Source organism: Streptomyces sp. NPDC058195 (assembly GCF_042883525.1).
Lineage (GTDB): Bacteria > Actinomycetota > Actinomycetes > Streptomycetales > Streptomycetaceae > Streptomyces.
Genome location: NZ_JBHVVM010000016.1, coordinates 117,935 through 131,944 on the forward strand (window position 1 = coordinate 117,935; position 14,010 = coordinate 131,944).

General features: G+C 72.7%; 12 protein-coding genes. 8 read left to right on the forward strand and 4 right to left on the reverse strand.

Annotation, left to right across the window (positions count from 1 at the left end):
- Nucleotides 1-103: 103 nt before the first annotated feature.
- The 3 genes from ACFVWY_RS21075 to ACFVWY_RS21085 form a co-directional block, all read right to left on the reverse strand.
- A complete protein-coding gene (locus ACFVWY_RS21075; RefSeq protein ID WP_389874522.1) occupies nucleotides 104-955 on the reverse strand; it encodes an EamA family transporter in 852 nt (283 codons plus the stop codon).
- On the reverse strand, nucleotides 952-1,449 hold the full coding sequence (locus tag ACFVWY_RS21080; protein WP_389874524.1) for a YbaK/EbsC family protein: 498 nt from the start codon (nucleotides 1,447-1,449) through the stop codon (nucleotides 952-954). Before ACFVWY_RS21080 ends, ACFVWY_RS21075 begins: the two co-directional genes overlap by 4 nt.
- Nucleotides 1,450-1,618: 169 nt before the next feature.
- Nucleotides 1,619-3,253, reverse strand: coding sequence for a penicillin-binding transpeptidase domain-containing protein (locus ACFVWY_RS21085; protein ID WP_389874526.1), 1,635 nt, complete (start codon nucleotides 3,251-3,253; stop codon nucleotides 1,619-1,621).
- Between the two features lie 180 nt (nucleotides 3,254-3,433).
- Between ACFVWY_RS21085 and ACFVWY_RS21090 the strand changes: the two genes are divergently transcribed.
- Entirely contained in the window at nucleotides 3,434-3,940 is a 507-nt protein-coding gene (locus tag ACFVWY_RS21090; RefSeq protein WP_389874687.1) for a pyridoxal-phosphate dependent enzyme, read from the forward strand.
- Here the strand turns inward: ACFVWY_RS21090 and ACFVWY_RS21095 are convergent.
- Entirely contained in the window at nucleotides 3,855-5,621 is a 1,767-nt protein-coding gene (locus tag ACFVWY_RS21095; protein ID WP_389874529.1) for a dolichyl-phosphate-mannose--protein mannosyltransferase, read from the reverse strand. The two genes, ACFVWY_RS21090 and ACFVWY_RS21095, sit on opposite strands and share 86 nt — an antisense overlap.
- 61 nt (nucleotides 5,622-5,682) lie before the next feature.
- On the opposite strand from ACFVWY_RS21095, the gene rsmI reads away from it, so the two are divergent.
- The 7 genes from rsmI (at nucleotide 5,683) to ACFVWY_RS21130 (ending at nucleotide 13,891) form a co-directional block, all read left to right on the forward strand.
- Nucleotides 5,683-6,549 carry a 16S rRNA (cytidine(1402)-2'-O)-methyltransferase gene (gene rsmI, locus ACFVWY_RS21100; protein ID WP_389874532.1) on the forward strand — a complete coding sequence of 289 codons (867 nt, stop codon included), beginning with the start codon at nucleotides 5,683-5,685 and terminating at the stop codon, nucleotides 6,547-6,549.
- A gap of 221 nt (nucleotides 6,550-6,770) precedes the next feature.
- Complete coding sequence (locus tag ACFVWY_RS21105) at nucleotides 6,771-7,154, forward strand: hypothetical protein (protein ID WP_389874535.1); 384 nt, start codon at nucleotides 6,771-6,773, stop codon at nucleotides 7,152-7,154.
- A 70-nt stretch (nucleotides 7,155-7,224) separates the two neighbouring features.
- A complete protein-coding gene (locus tag ACFVWY_RS21110) occupies nucleotides 7,225-8,091 on the forward strand; it encodes a TatD family hydrolase (protein ID WP_389874537.1) in 867 nt (288 codons plus the stop codon).
- 92 nt (nucleotides 8,092-8,183) lie between these two features.
- Nucleotides 8,184-9,113 (forward strand): 16S rRNA (adenine(1518)-N(6)/adenine(1519)-N(6))-dimethyltransferase RsmA, encoded by a 930-nt coding sequence (gene rsmA, locus ACFVWY_RS21115; RefSeq protein ID WP_389874540.1) that lies wholly within the window; start codon nucleotides 8,184-8,186, stop codon nucleotides 9,111-9,113.
- Entirely contained in the window at nucleotides 9,110-10,003 is an 894-nt protein-coding gene (locus ACFVWY_RS21120; RefSeq protein WP_389874543.1) for a 4-(cytidine 5'-diphospho)-2-C-methyl-D-erythritol kinase, read from the forward strand. The genes rsmA and ACFVWY_RS21120 overlap by 4 nt, the downstream gene beginning before the upstream one ends.
- Before the next feature lie 59 nt (nucleotides 10,004-10,062).
- On the forward strand, nucleotides 10,063-11,880 hold the full coding sequence (locus ACFVWY_RS21125; protein ID WP_389874545.1) for an ABC-F family ATP-binding cassette domain-containing protein: 1,818 nt from the start codon (nucleotides 10,063-10,065) through the stop codon (nucleotides 11,878-11,880).
- Nucleotides 11,881-12,022: 142 nt separating this feature from the next.
- Nucleotides 12,023-13,891 carry a PQQ-binding-like beta-propeller repeat protein gene (locus ACFVWY_RS21130; RefSeq protein WP_389874548.1) on the forward strand — a complete coding sequence of 623 codons (1,869 nt, stop codon included), beginning with the start codon at nucleotides 12,023-12,025 and terminating at the stop codon, nucleotides 13,889-13,891.
- Nucleotides 13,892-14,010: the final 119 nt, after the last annotated feature.

Sequence of the window (14,010 nt, forward strand, 5' to 3'; positions counted from 1 at the left end):
CCGGCCGCGTGCCCGCCTGCGGCAGCGCTTCGGGTCAGCCGTGCCCGGACGGCGCGGCCGCAGGCAGTGCATGGCCGTCGGCCCGGGAGCACGCGCGTCGCGGTCAGCCCGAGTGCAGCATCAGGCCGATGCCGATGACCATCAGGCCCGCGGCGGCGAGGCGCGGGGCGCCGAAGCGCTCCTTGAAGAGGACCGTTCCGATGGCCGCGCCGACGATGATGGACGATTCGCGCAGGGCCGCGATCGGCGCCAGGGCGGCACGGGTCTGGGCCCACAGGACCAGGCCGTACGCGATCACCGACAGGGCCGCGCCCACCAGGCCGCGCAGTGCGAACGGGCGGAGGGCGGGGACGAGTTCGCGGCGGCGGCGGTACAGGGCGTAGACGGGGATGGCCACACCCTCCAGGACCATCAGCCAGGCGACGTAGCCGAGCGAGGTGCCGGAGGCGCGTACGCCGACGCCGTCCACCGTGGTGTATCCGGCGATGGCCAGGCCGGTCGCCCCGGCGGCCAGCAGGGCGGGCCAGTCCGGGCGGCGGCCCGCACCCCGGATGCCCCAGAGGGCCAGTCCGACGAGCCCCGCCGAAGCCACCGCCACTCCCGCTGCGGCCCAGCCGCCGGGGCGCTCACCGACGAACACGGCGGCCAGCACCGTCACCACCAGCGGGGCCGTGCCCCGGGCGATCGGGTACATCTGGCCGAAGTCGCCCAGGGTGAACGAGCGCATCAGCAGCAGCATGTACGTCACATGGAGCGCCGCCGAGACCAGCAGGTACGGCCACGCCCCGGCGGCCGGGAACGGGGCGAGGCAGGCGACGGCCGCACCGATCAGCAGCCCGCCCCCGGAGATCAGCGTGAAGGAGAGGAGCTGATCCTTGATCGCGTGCGCGATCGCGTTCCAACTCGCGTGCGTGACCGCCGCGGTCAGGACCGCGAGGGCGACCAGCGGGGTCACGTCAGCTGCTCGCGCACATCCACCACGGCGCCACCGGCATGCCCGATCAGGGACTTGGGATCGAGCGGGAAGACCGTGTGCGGGGTGCCCGCCGCCGCCCACACCACGTCGTGGTCGAGCAGCCCGCGGTCGGCCAGCACCCGGGTCCGGGTCCGGTGCCCGAAGGGGGGTACGCCGCCGATGGCGTACCCGGTGGTCTCCCGGACCAGGTCGGCCCCGGCCCGCTTGACCTTCGCGGCGCCCAGCTCCGCCCGTACCCGCTCCACGTCGACCCGCGAGGAGCCGTCCATCAGGACCAGCACCGGCTCCCCGTCGGCCTCGAAGATCAGCGACTTGACGATCTCGCTGAGCTCGCAGCCGATCGCGGCGGCGGCCTCAGCCGCGGTACGGGTGGCCTCGGGGAAACGGCGGACCTCTACGTCCAGGCCCAGCCCCCGCAGGGCCTCGGTGAATCGGGGGTGGGCTCCGGCGGCGGTGGCGTCAGGTGTGGTCATGTGCGCACTCTACGGGCCCGGCAAGTCCCTTTCGGGAACGTGCGGTTCCGCGTCCCCGGGCCGTGTCCGAGGCCGGTTCCTCCGGTCTGCGCCCTCCGGCCGGCGGCACCGGCCCGCGTCCTTTGGCCCGTGCCGTCGGCCCTTGGCCTTTGGCCCGTGCCTTCGGCCGCTACCGGCCCGCGCGCAGGACCGCTGCCACCACCGGGCCCGCCGCGTCGCCGCCGTGTCCGCCGGACTGGACGACCGCGGCGGCGGCCAGGTCGTCGCTGAAGCCGGTGAACCAACTGTTCGACGTGGACTGGCCGTCCACCTCCGCCGAACCCGTCTTGGCGCCCTTGTTGCCGCCGACCGAGGCCATCGCCGCCCTGCCGGTGCCCCAGCTCGCCGTCTGCCTCATCATCTCGGTGAGCTGCGCGGCGACGTACGGGGGCAGCGATCGGGCGGCCTGCGCGATCGGGCGGCCGTCCAGTTCCGGGGAGACGAGCACCGGCTGGCGGAAGGTGCCGTTGCGGGCGGTGGCGGTGATGGACGCCATGTTGAGGGCGTTCATCTGGATCGTGCCCTGGCCGATGTACTGGGCGGCGGCCTCACCGCCGGTCTCCTCGGGGACGCTGCCGTCGAAGGAGTCGACGCCGGTCTTCCAGTCCAGGCCGATGCCGAAGACGTCGTGGGCCTCCTTGGCCAGCGCGGCATCGTCCTTCGTGTCGTCGATCAGCTTGATGAAGGCGGTGTTGCAGGACCGGGCGAAGCTGGTCGTCAACGTGCCGCTGGGGATGGAGAATCCGTCCAGGTTCCGGAAGGTGCGGCCCTGGTACATCGCGGTCTCCGGGCACTCGATCGGCCGGCTGGACGCCGCGAGGCCCTTCTCGATGAGCAGCGCCGCGGTCACGATCTTCATCGTCGAGCCGGGGGCCTGCTTGCCGAGCATCGCCGTGTTGAACCCGGTGGCCGGGTTGTTGGCGACCGCGCGGACCGAGCCCGTGGAGGGCTGGACCGCGACCACCGACGCCTGGCTGAACTTCTTCACCGAAGTCTCCGCCGCCGCCTGCGCGTCGGCGTCCAGGGTGGTGTGCAGCTCGCCCGGCCGCCCCTTGGACAGGGTGAGCAGGGTCTTGTCCGGGACCTTCGCCTCGGCGTTCTCGATCCAGGTCTCGATGCCCGCGGTGCCGCCCGCCTTCTCCCCGTACTTCTCGCGCAGCGTGTCCAGGATCGGGCCCAGGGAGGGGTACTTCTCCTTGGTGAGTTCCCGGCCCTCGTGATCGACGGCCTTGATCGCCGGGGCCGCCGGCTCGCCCGTCCGCAGCGTGGCGCCGTCGGTGAGGTCCGGGTGCACCACGGCCGGGGCCCAGTCCACCAGGGGGCGGCCGGTGGTCACCCCGCGCACCACGGTCAGTTCCGAGGCGTACGACCACGGCTTCGACTTGCCCCCGTAGGAGACGGTCGCCTTCACCGTGTACGGGACCTTCGCGCCGAGCGGCTTCCCGGGGGTGATCACCGCCTTGGTGACATGGGCGTCCTCGCGGAATCCGGTGAGGAGGGGCGCGGCCTCCGCGGCGTTGTTGGTGAGCTGGGACGCGGCGTCCGGATCGTCGTCCGCCCACGCCTGGAGGAAGTTCCGCGAGGCGTCGCTGATCTCCTTCCCGGTGACCGGGCCGGTCCTCACCTCGGTGGAGGAGGACGTGGTGTCCGTCCCCCCGCCCCCGCCGTTCAGCCCGTCCAGGACGTTGTACGCCCCGTAACCCACCCCGCCGAGCACGAGGACGAACACTCCGCTGACGATTCCGACCTTCGCTCCACTGCGCATTCCCGCAGTCCCCCTCCCCAGGAGCTTCCGTTGAACGTGTTCAACGGAATACTTCCCGGCACCCTACGGGAGAGTGGTTGAAGCTGGGACGGTTGTTATCGGAACGCGACGCGGGGCGGCGCGAACCTGCTCGTAGCCTGGCCTGGACCACCTCTCGGCAGGAGCATCCGTACGGTGGCGGTGGAGCCGGAGGACTGCCGCGCGCTGAACGCCGCGATCGAGGCGGGCCGCCCGGTCGACGTCCCGGTGCGCTCGATCGCCTCCGACTCCCTCGGCGCCCGCCGGGCCACCGCCCTGGCCCTGCACGCCGCCCAGCGGGACGGCGTACGGTCCGTCCTGGTCGCGGTCGACGAGATCGCCCGCGCCCGCCGGTCCCTGTGGGACCACCGCAGGGTGGCCGTCGAGGAGGCCGCCGCCACCGCCCTGGCCGCCCTCACCGCTCCCGACCGCCCCGAAGGAGGCGGGCTACGGCTACCGGCCCGCCAGCGGCGAGAAGATCTGCGTCGTCCTGTGCGGGGCCAACACCGACCCGTCCGACCTCGTGTGACGAAGAGGGGGCAGCCGCTCGGCTGCCCCCTCTTCCCCGTACGGTCGCCGGACCCTAGATCCAGGTGTCCAGCCACATCCGGTCGCGCCAGGAGCCGTCCGGGATGGAGGCGCCGGTGTAGATCGGCCAGAAGTAGATGAAGTTCCAGATGATCAGCAGGACCAGGACACCCGCCGCGACCGCGCCCAGGGTCCGTCGGCGTTCACCGGTCGGATCGCCGCCCCCCGCCGTGAGCCCCGGCGGGCGCGGACCGCTCCCGGCCGCCGGGCCGAGCAGGGCGCCGATCATCATCGTCACCGCCAGACAGAGGAACGGCACGAAGACGACCGCGTAGAAGAGGAAGATCGTCCGCTCCTGGTAGAAGAACCAGGGCAGCCAGCCCGCCGCCACCCCGCAGGCGATCGCGCCCGCCCGCCAGTCGCGCCGGAAGATCCACCGCCACAGCACGTACACCAGGGCGAAGCACGCCGCCCACCACAGCAGCGGCGTACCGAGCGCCAGCACCTCGCGGGCACACTTGCCGCTCGCCGACGCCGTGCAGCCGGGCTCCTCCCAGAAGTACGAGACGGGGCGGCCCAGCACGATCCAGCTCCAGGGGTTGGACTGGTACGTGTGGCCGGACGTCAGGTTCACGTGGAACTCGTACACCTGGTACTCGTAGTGCCACAGGCTGCGCAGCCAGTCCGGCAGCCACGTCCAGTGGCCGCCCTGGCCGTCCGTCGCCGCCCAGTTGCGGTAGTAGCCCTTGCCGGTGACGATCCAGCCGGTCCAGGAGACCAGGTACGTACCGAGCGCGACCGGGACCGTCGACACGAAGGCCGGCAGCAGATCCCGCTTCAGCACCGCCAGGTACGGCCACGCCGCGCCCGCCGTACGGCGCGCGCCGACGTCCCACAGCACGGTCATCACGCAGAAGGCGGCCATGACGTACAGGCCGTTCCACTTCGTGGCGAAGGCCAGTCCCAGCATCAGGCCCGCGACGATCCGCCAGGGCCGCCAGCCGAACCGCAGATCCTCCGCGATCTCCGCGTCCGGCCGCATCACCCCCTCCGCGTCGACCGGCAGCGCCGCGGCGAGCCTGCGCCGCGCCCAGTCCCGGTCGATCAGCAGCGCACCGAACGCCGCCACCACGAAGAACATCAGCACCAGGTCGAGCAGCGCGGTCCGGCTCATCACGAAGTGCAGACCGTCCACGGCCAGCAGCGTCCCCGCCAGACAGCCCAGGAACGTCGAACGGAACAGCCGCCGCCCGATCCGGCACAGCATCAGCACCGACAGGGTGCCGAGCACCGCCACCATGAACCGCCAGCCGAACGGCGTGAAACCGAACAGCTGCTCACCGAGACCGATCACCCACTTGCCGACCGGAGGGTGCACCACGTAGCCCGGATCGACCGGGATGTCCACCTTCGACGGGTCGGCCAGGATCAGCTTGTCGATGTCCTTGGGCCAGTCGCCCTCGTACCCCTGGTTGACCAGCGCCCAGGAGTCCTTGGCGTAGTACGTCTCGTCGAATATCAGGGCGTGCGGGCTGCCCAGATTCCAGAACCGCAGCACTCCGGCGACCAGGGCCACCAGCAGCGGTCCGCCCCACGCCGACCAGCGCACCAGCCGCTCGGCCAGCCGCGGGGAGACGCCGAGCACCGCCCACAGCTGGGCACCGGGTTCGGTGTACGGCGGGACCAGGCGCTCGCGCAGCCCGATTCCGGGCCTGGCCACATGGCCGAAGCGGCGCAGCCGCCGCGGCCAGGAGGCTGGTTCTTCGCCGTGCGGTTCCCCGGCGTCTTGGCCCTGCCGGGCTTCGGGCGCAGTACTCGTCACCGCGCCATCGTAGGGAACGCGTCTGTGGGAACGCCGTCGCCCGTGCTGGGAGGATGGCTCCGTGACTGGAACGACTGGAACGCTGGTACTGGCAGGAACCCCGATCGGCGACGTGGCGGACGCCCCGCCCCGGCTCGCCGCCGAACTGGAGACGGCGGACATCGTCGCCGCCGAGGACACCCGGCGGCTGCGCCGCCTCACCCAGGCGCTCGGCGTCCACACCACGGGCAGGGTCGTCTCCTACTTCGAGGGCAACGAGTCGGCCCGTACGCCCGAACTCGTCGAGGCGCTGACCGGCGGCGCCCGGGTGCTGCTGGTCACCGACGCGGGAATGCCGTCGGTCTCCGACCCCGGCTACCGGCTGGTGGCCGCCGCCGTGGAGAAGGACGTCAGGGTCACCGCGGTGCCCGGCCCCTCCGCCGTGCTCACCGCGCTCGCCCTGTCCGCGCTGCCCGTCGACCGCTTCTGCTTCGAGGGCTTCCTGCCCCGCAAGGCGGGCGAGCGGCTCGGCAGGCTGCGCGAGGTGGCCGGGGAGCGCCGCACCATGGTCTTCTTCGAGGCCCCGCACCGGCTCGACGACACCCTCGCCGCGATGGCCGAGGTGTTCGGCACCGACCGGCGGGCCGCCGTCTGCCGCGAGCTGACCAAGACGTACGAAGAGGTGAAGCGCGGCCCGCTGGGCGAGCTGGCGGTCTGGGCCGCCGACGGCGTACGCGGCGAGATCACCGTCGTCGTGGAGGGCGCCGCCGACTCCGGGCCCGAGGAGCTGGACGCCGGGGAACTGGTCCGCAGGGTGCGGGTGCGCGAGGAAGCGGGGGAGCGGCGCAAGGAGGCGATCGCCGCCGTCGCCGCCGCCGCGGGGCTGCCCAAGCGCGAGGTGTTCGACGCGGTCGTGGCGGCGAAGAACGCGGAGCGGACCGGGCCCTGACCACGGCAACCGGTCCGCGGTAGGTCAAAAGGACTATCGTGAAAAGCAAAGCAAGAGCCGCGCACCGGGCTTTTCCGTCATGAGCGGGCCAAAAGCGCTCCAATAGTCGGCAGGGCCCGGTGCGCTCCTCCTGGTGAAGGCGTCCACTGGTTCGGGGACGCATTCTCCGGTTCTCCGGGTCGCCTGCCCGGAGTGCCTGTCCGGCGGACAAAGGAGCGGGCATGAGCGAGATCGCAGCAACCACCGCGTACGAGGCGTACGCCTTCGCCTGTATGAGGTGCGGGTACGGCTGGGAACAGGCCTACGAGATAGAGCACCACATCGACGGTTCCCACCACGCATTCGTCATCTACAAGGCGGACGGGGAACAGGTCCCCTCACCGCTCTCCAGGCCCAGCTGTGCGAACTGCGGCGGGCACGTCGTCCGGATCATGCGGGCCGGGCGGGTCTCGACCGTCCAGCAGATGCTCCGCCACGCCCCGCCGGCCCGGCGGGCCACCGCGGGCGGCGACGCGCCGGAGGCCGTGGGTGCGACCGCCGTACCGGCTGCCACCGGCCACCGCTGGCACCTGTCCGACCTGCTGCACCCCTTCCACAGGCGATAGCGCCCGCCCCGTACCGGGCCGCGGTGCCGGCCGGTACGGGGACGCGGCACGCCCTCGTACGATCGTCGGCATGAGCCGTACCGAAGCCCCGCCGCTGCCCGAACCCCTCCGGGTGCCGGTCGCGGACGCGCACACCCATCTGGACATGCAGGACGCGACCGTCGAGGAGGCCCTGGCCAGGGCCGCCGCGGTCAACGTGACCACCGTGATCCAGGTGGGCTGCGACCTGGCCGGATCGCGCTGGGCCGCCGAGACCGCCGCCGCACACCCCCAGGTGCACGCGGCGGTCGCGCTGCACCCCAACGAGGCCCCGCGCATCGTGCACGGCGACCCCGACGGAACCGCCCGCCAGGGCGCCCGCCCGGCGGGCGGGCGGGCCGCACTGCACGAGGCCCTCGCGGAGATCGACGCACTGGCCGCACTCGGCCACGTACGCGGCGTCGGCGAGACCGGGCTCGACTACTTCCGCACCGGCCCCGAGGGAATGGCCGCCCAGGAGGAGTCCTTCCGGGCCCACATCGAGATCGCCAAACGGCACGGCAAGGCGCTGGTGATCCACGACCGCGAGGCCCACAAGGACGTGCTGCGCGTCCTGGCCGACGCGGGCGCTCCCGAGCGCACCGTCTTCCACTGCTACTCCGGCGACGCCGACATGGCCCGGATCTGCGCCGACGCCGGGTACTTCATGTCCTTCGCGGGCAACGTCACCTTCAAGAACGCCCAGCCGCTGCGGGACGCCCTGGACGTCGCCCCGCTGGAGCTGCTGCTCGTCGAGACGGACGCGCCGTTCCTGACCCCGGCCCCCTACCGGGGCAGGCCGAACGCGCCTTACCTGATCCCGGTCACCCTGCGCGCGATGGCCGCGGTGAAGGGCGTCGGGGAGGACGTACTGGCCGAGGCGGTCGCCACGAACACGGCGAGGGCCTTCGACTACTGAGCACCGGGGAGGCCCGCCAGCCGGCTCGCCGGCTCTCCCGCGACGGGCGGCGCAAGGTCCGTCCGCCGGCGGGCGGCGCTTACGCTTTACAGGTGAGCACCACAGAGCCCGACGCCCTCCTGGGCCCCGCAGACATCCGCGAACTGGCCGCCGCGCTGGGCGTACGCCCCACCAAGCAGCGCGGTCAGAACTTCGTCATCGACGCCAACACGGTCCGCCGGATCGTACGGACCGCGGAGGTCCGTCCGGACGATGTCGTCGTCGAGGTCGGCCCGGGACTCGGCTCGCTGACCCTGGCCCTGCTGGAGGCGGCGGACCGGGTGGTCGCCGTCGAGATCGACGACGTGCTGGCGGGCGCGCTGCCCGCCACCGTCGCCGCCCGGCTGCCCGCGCGCGCCGACCGGTTCGCCCTGGTGCACTCCGACGCGATGCTCGTCCGGGAGCTGCCCGGCCCGGTGCCCACCGCGCTGGTCGCCAACCTCCCGTACAACGTCGCCGTGCCCGTCCTGCTGACCATGCTGGAGCGCTTCCCGTCCATCGAGCGCACGCTCGTCATGGTGCAGGCCGAGGTCGCCGACCGGCTGGCCGCCCGGCCGGGCAACAAGGTCTACGGGGTGCCCTCCGTGAAGGCCGCCTGGTACGCCGACGTCAAGCGGGCCGGTTCCATCGGCCGCAACGTCTTCTGGCCCGCGCCGAATGTCGACTCCGGTCTGGTGTCGCTGGTCAGGCGCACCGAACCGATCGCGACGACGGCGAGCCGGACCGAGGTCTTCGCGGTCGTGGACGCCGCCTTCGCCCAGCGCCGCAAGACGCTCCGGGCGGCCCTGGCCGGATGGGCGGGCTCCGCGCCCGCCGCCGAGGCCGCCCTGCTCGCCGCCGGAATCTCGCCGCAGGCCCGGGGCGAGGCCCTCACGGTCGAGGAATTCGCCGCCATCGCCGAGAACGGGCCGAGCACGGCGGCCGGGCCCCGCGCGGACGACGAGCCCAGCAGCCCCAGCGACCCCACAGGGAGCGACGCGTGAGCATCACCGTCCGGGTACCGGCCAAGGTCAACGTCCAGCTCGCCGTCGGCGCCCCGCGCCCCGACGGCTTCCACGACCTGGCCAACGTCTTCCTCGCCGTCGGCCTGTACGACGAGGTCACCGTCACCCCCGCCGACGCGCTGCGCGTCACCTGCTCCGGCCCGGACGCGGCCCAGGTCCCGCTGGACGCGACGAACCTCGCCGCCCGTGCCGCGATCGCGCTCGCCGGGCGGTACGGCATCGCCCCCGACGTCCACCTCCACATCGCCAAGGACATCCCCGTCGCGGGCGGCATGGCGGGCGGCAGCGCCGACGGGGCCGCCGCCCTGCTGGCCTGCGACGCCCTGTGGAACACCGGCGCCGACCGCGAGGAGCTCCTCGCGATCTGTGCCGAGCTCGGCAGCGACGTCCCGTTCAGCCTGGTCGGCGGCGCGGCCCTGGGCACCGGGCGCGGCGAACGGCTCACCCCGGTCGAGGTCGGCGGCACGTTCCACTGGGTCTTCGCGGTCGCCGACGGCGGGCTCTCCACCCCGGCCGTCTACCGCGAGTTCGACCGGCTCACCGAGGGCACCGACGTCCCCGGGCCCGCCGCCTCGCCCGCCCTCCTGGAGGCCCTGCGCACCGGCGACCCGAAGGCCCTGGCCGCGGCGCTCTCCAACGACCTCCAGCCCGCGGCCCTCTCCCTGCGCCCCTCGCTCGCCGACACCCTGGCCGCGGGCACCGCCGCGGGCGCTCTGGCCGCCCTGGTCTCGGGTTCCGGCCCGACCACCGCGTTCCTGACGGCGGACGAGGAGTCCTCCCGCGAGGTGGCCGACGCGCTCCGCGCCTCCGGCACCTGCCGCACCACCCGTACCACCGTCTCCCCGGCCCCGGGGGCGACGGTCGTCTGAGGGGCCGGGCGGCGCCCCGTACCCTGGGAAGCCGATCGATCCATCCGGGCAGGAGTGAAATGGCCGTCAATCTGGTCAATGTCGAGCAGGTCAGCAAGGTGTACGGCACCCGTGCCCTGCTCGACGGGGTGTCCCTCGGCGTGTCCGAGGGGGACCGGATCGGGGTCGTGGGCCGTAACGGTGACGGCAAGACCACGCTGATCCGGATGCTCGCCCGGCTGGAGGACACGGACACCGGCCGCGTCACGCACAGCGGCGGGCTGCGGCTCGGCGTGCTCACCCAGCACGATTCGCTCGACCCGCAGGCCACCATCCGCCACGAGGTGATCGGCGATCTCGCCGACCACGAGTGGGCGGGCAGCGCCAAGATCCGCGACGTGCTGACCGGGCTGTTCGGCGGGCTCGCCCTGCCCGGCTTCGAGCACGGTCTGGACACCGTCATCGCCCCGCTCTCCGGCGGCGAGCGGCGCCGGATCGCCCTGGCCAAGCTGCTCATCGCCGAGCAGGACCTGATCGTCCTCGACGAGCCCACCAACCACCTCGACGTCGAGGGCATCGCCTGGCTGGCCGGTCATCTGCGCACCCGCCGCTCCGCGCTCGTCTGCGTCACCCACGACCGCTGGTTCCTCGACCAGGTCTGCACCCGCATGTGGGACGTCCAGCGCGGCTCGGTCTACGAGTACGAGGGCGGCTACTCCGACTACGTCTTCGCGCGGGCCGAGCGGGAGCGGATCGCCGCCACCGAGGAGGTCAAGCGCCAGAACCTGGTCCGCAAGGAGCTGGCCTGGCTGCGCCGCGGCGCCCCCGCCCGTACGTCCAAGCCGCGCTACCGCATCGAGGCGGCCAACGAGCTGATCGCCGACGTGCCGCCGCCGCGCGACACGAGCGAGCTGATGCGGTTCGCCAACGCCCGGCTCGGCAAGACCGTGTTCGACCTGGAGGACGTGACCGTCCAGGCCGGTCCCAAGACCCTGCTCTCCCACCTCACCTGGCAGCTCGGCCCCGGCGACCGGATCGGCCTGGTCGGGGTCAACGGCGCGGGCAAGACCTCGCTGCTGCGGACGCTCGCCGAGGCGGCCCGTACCCAGGGCGACGTACAGCCCGTCGCCGGGAAGGTCGTCGTCGGCAAGACCGTCAAGCTGGCCTACCTCTCCCAGGAGGTCGGTGAACTCGACCCGGAACTGCGGGTCCTGGAGGCCGTCCAGCAGGTGCGCGACCGGGTCGACCTCGGCAAGGGCCGGGAGATGACCGCCGGTCAGCTCTGCGAGCAGTTCGGCTTCACGAAGGAGAAGCAGTGGACGCCGGTGGGCGACCTCTCCGGCGGTGAGCGGCGCCGGCTCCAGATCCTGCGCCTGCTGATGGACGAGCCGAACGTCCTCTTCCTCGACGAGCCCACCAACGACCTCGACATCGAGACCCTGACCCAGCTGGAGGACCTCCTCGACGGCTGGCCCGGCTCGATGATCGTCATCTCCCACGACCGGTTCTTCATCGAGCGGACCACGGACCGGGTGATGGCCCTGCTCGGCGACCGCACGCTGCGGATGCTGCCGCGCGGGATCGACGAGTACCTGGAGCGCAGGCAGCGGATGGAGGAGACGGCCACCCCGTCCGCCGCGCCCGCCCCCGCCAGGGAGAGCGCCGCCCCGGCGGCGGCGCTCTCCCCGCAGGCCGCCCGCGCGGCGAAGAAGGAACTCCAGAAGGTCGAGCGGCAGCTCGACAAGATCTCCACCCGCGAGACCGCGCTGCACGCGCAGATCGCGGAGCACGCCACGGACTTCGAGAAGGTCGCCGCGCTCGACGCGGAGCTGCGCGAACTGGTCGCTGAGCGGGACGAGCTGGAGATGCGCTGGCTGGAACTGGCCGAGGACGCCTGATCGCTGAGATCCGTCACGCCCGTCGCACGCGATGTGTTCCGTGCGACAGGCGTGACGGACGGCGCTGACGGGGCGGGTGATAGAAAGAAACCTTGCCCCGGCACCGCGGCCAGGGCATATCCGCACGAAGGGGGACGTGCTGATGACCCAGCCGCCTGGCCAGCAACCGCCGCAGGGAGGCTTCGGGGCTCCGTACGATCCCGCGCCGAACCCGTACGGGACGCCGCAGGCGCCCCCGCAAGATCCGCAGGCCAGCCCGCCGCAGGCCCCGCAGCCCGGTCCGTACAGCACCCCGTCCCAGCCGGGGCCGTACGGCACACCGCCGCAGCCGGGGCCGTACAACGCGCCCGCGCAGCCCGGCCCGTACGGCGCGCCGCCGCAGCCCGGCCCGTACAGCACCCCGTCCCAGCCTGGTCCGTACAACGCGCCCGCGCAGCCTGGTCCGTACAACGCGCCCGCGCAGCCCGGCCCGTACAGCGTGCCCGCGCAGCCCGGTCCGTACGGTGTGCCGCCGCAGATGCCTCCGGGCGGTCCGGCGGGCGGTCCCACCGGGGGCGGCGGCTTCTTCCGGGGGCGGCGCGGGGCGGTCATCGGCGGCGTCCTCGCGGTCGTCCTGCTCGCCGGGGGCGGCGTCTGGCTGGCCACCGGCGGCGACGGTCCGCCCCCCAAGGTGAAGGAGAGCGCGAGCCCCGCCCCCACCGGCAAGGGCAAGGGCAAGGAGAAGGGCCAGGGTCCGAGCGACCTGCGCGCCGAGGCCGACGGCATCAACACCCTGCGCGGCAAGGGCGAGGCGAAGGTCCTCTGGCTCCAGGAGGGCGGCGTCGACCTGCCCCGCAACGGCGACAACGCGTACGGCCCCTGGGTCGTCGGCGACACCGTCGTCAAGGCGATGTTCCGCACCGTCTCCGCCTACGCGCTCGCCGACGGCAAGGAGAAGTGGAGCCTCCAGCTGTCCGGCAAGATGTGCGGGGCCCCGTCGCAGGCCACCACCGACGGCAAGATCGTCCTCGGAGTGGAGACCGGCAGCGGCGACCGGGCGGAGTGCAACGGGCTCCAGATGGTCGACCTCCGCACGGGCAAGGCCGGCTGGCACACGTCGTACCTGCGCAAGGGCCTGTGGGACGGGCTCTCCAACATCGCGATGGCGATCAACGGCAACACCGTGACCGTCGGCCGGACGACCCGGACGGATGCCTACCGGGTCAGTGACGGCAAGGTGGTCTTCGGTGAACTCCCGGGCAACTGCCAGCCGTTCGGCTTCGCGAGCGGGCCCGAGGGCATCGCCGCGGCCAGCTGTCAGACGGCCGCCGACGACCACAAGGAACATCTGGTGGAACGGATCGACCCGGCCACCGGGAAGCTCCTGTGGAAGTACAAGGTCAAGAAGGGCTGGCAGGTCGCGCAGTTCTACTCGGTCAACCCGCTGGTCGTCTCCCTGGAGAAGGCGGAGGAGAAGAAGTGGGCCATCCTCACGCTCAACGCGAACGGCACCTACCGCTCCCAGCTGATCGGCGGCGCGGGTGAGGACTACCGGGTGGAGTGCGACACCGACTTCATCTCCGGCAGCGGGAACCTCGACAACTGCGCCGGGGTGGCCGCGGACGACCGGACGGTCTACCTGGCGACCAAGCCCCCCGTGCCCGACAAGTCCAACCCCGTCTTCACCAACAAGGTCGTCGCCTTCGACCTGGTCAGCGGCAAGGCCAAGTGGCGGGCCCCCGCCCCGGCCGGGCAGACCATGATGCCGCTGCGGACGGAGAACGGCCGGCTGCTGCTGTACGTCGAGCCGGAGTCCAAGAAGGGCGGCGCCATCGCCGCGCTGCCGCCGACCGGTGGCACGCCGGAACTGCTGATCCAGCACCCGGACGCCGGATCGCTCACCGAGCGCGAGCTCTTCCAGCCCCGGGTCGTCTACCGCGACGGCCGCTCCCTGCTGATGACCACGTTCGTCACCGGGGTCGAGGACGGGGACGAGGAGCGGGCGAAGACGATGGAGATGTTCGGCGACTGACGGACGTCAGGGCTGGTACGAACGCAAGGTCCCAGGCGTAACGGAGGCATCACGGGGCGGTTCTCCCTTGGGAACAGGGGATGGACCGACCCGATGTCCGGCCACGTGCGGGTGGTACA

Excerpts from the sequence above, each read along its gene's own strand:
- ACFVWY_RS21085 (WP_389874526.1), bottom strand. The coding sequence starts at position 3,253 with ATGCGCAGTGGAGCGAAGGTCGGAATCGTCAGCGGAGTGTTCGTCCTC.
- ACFVWY_RS21125 (WP_389874545.1), top strand. The coding sequence starts at position 10,063 with ATGGCCGTCAATCTGGTCAATGTCGAGCAGGTCAGCAAGGTGTACGGC.
- ACFVWY_RS21080 (WP_389874524.1), bottom strand. The coding sequence starts at position 1,449 with ATGACCACACCTGACGCCACCGCCGCCGGAGCCCACCCCCGATTCACC.
- ACFVWY_RS21110 (WP_389874537.1), top strand. The coding sequence starts at position 7,225 with ATGAGCCGTACCGAAGCCCCGCCGCTGCCCGAACCCCTCCGGGTGCCG.
- ACFVWY_RS21130 (WP_389874548.1), top strand. The coding sequence starts at position 12,023 with ATGACCCAGCCGCCTGGCCAGCAACCGCCGCAGGGAGGCTTCGGGGCT.
- ACFVWY_RS21105 (WP_389874535.1), top strand. The coding sequence starts at position 6,771 with ATGAGCGAGATCGCAGCAACCACCGCGTACGAGGCGTACGCCTTCGCC.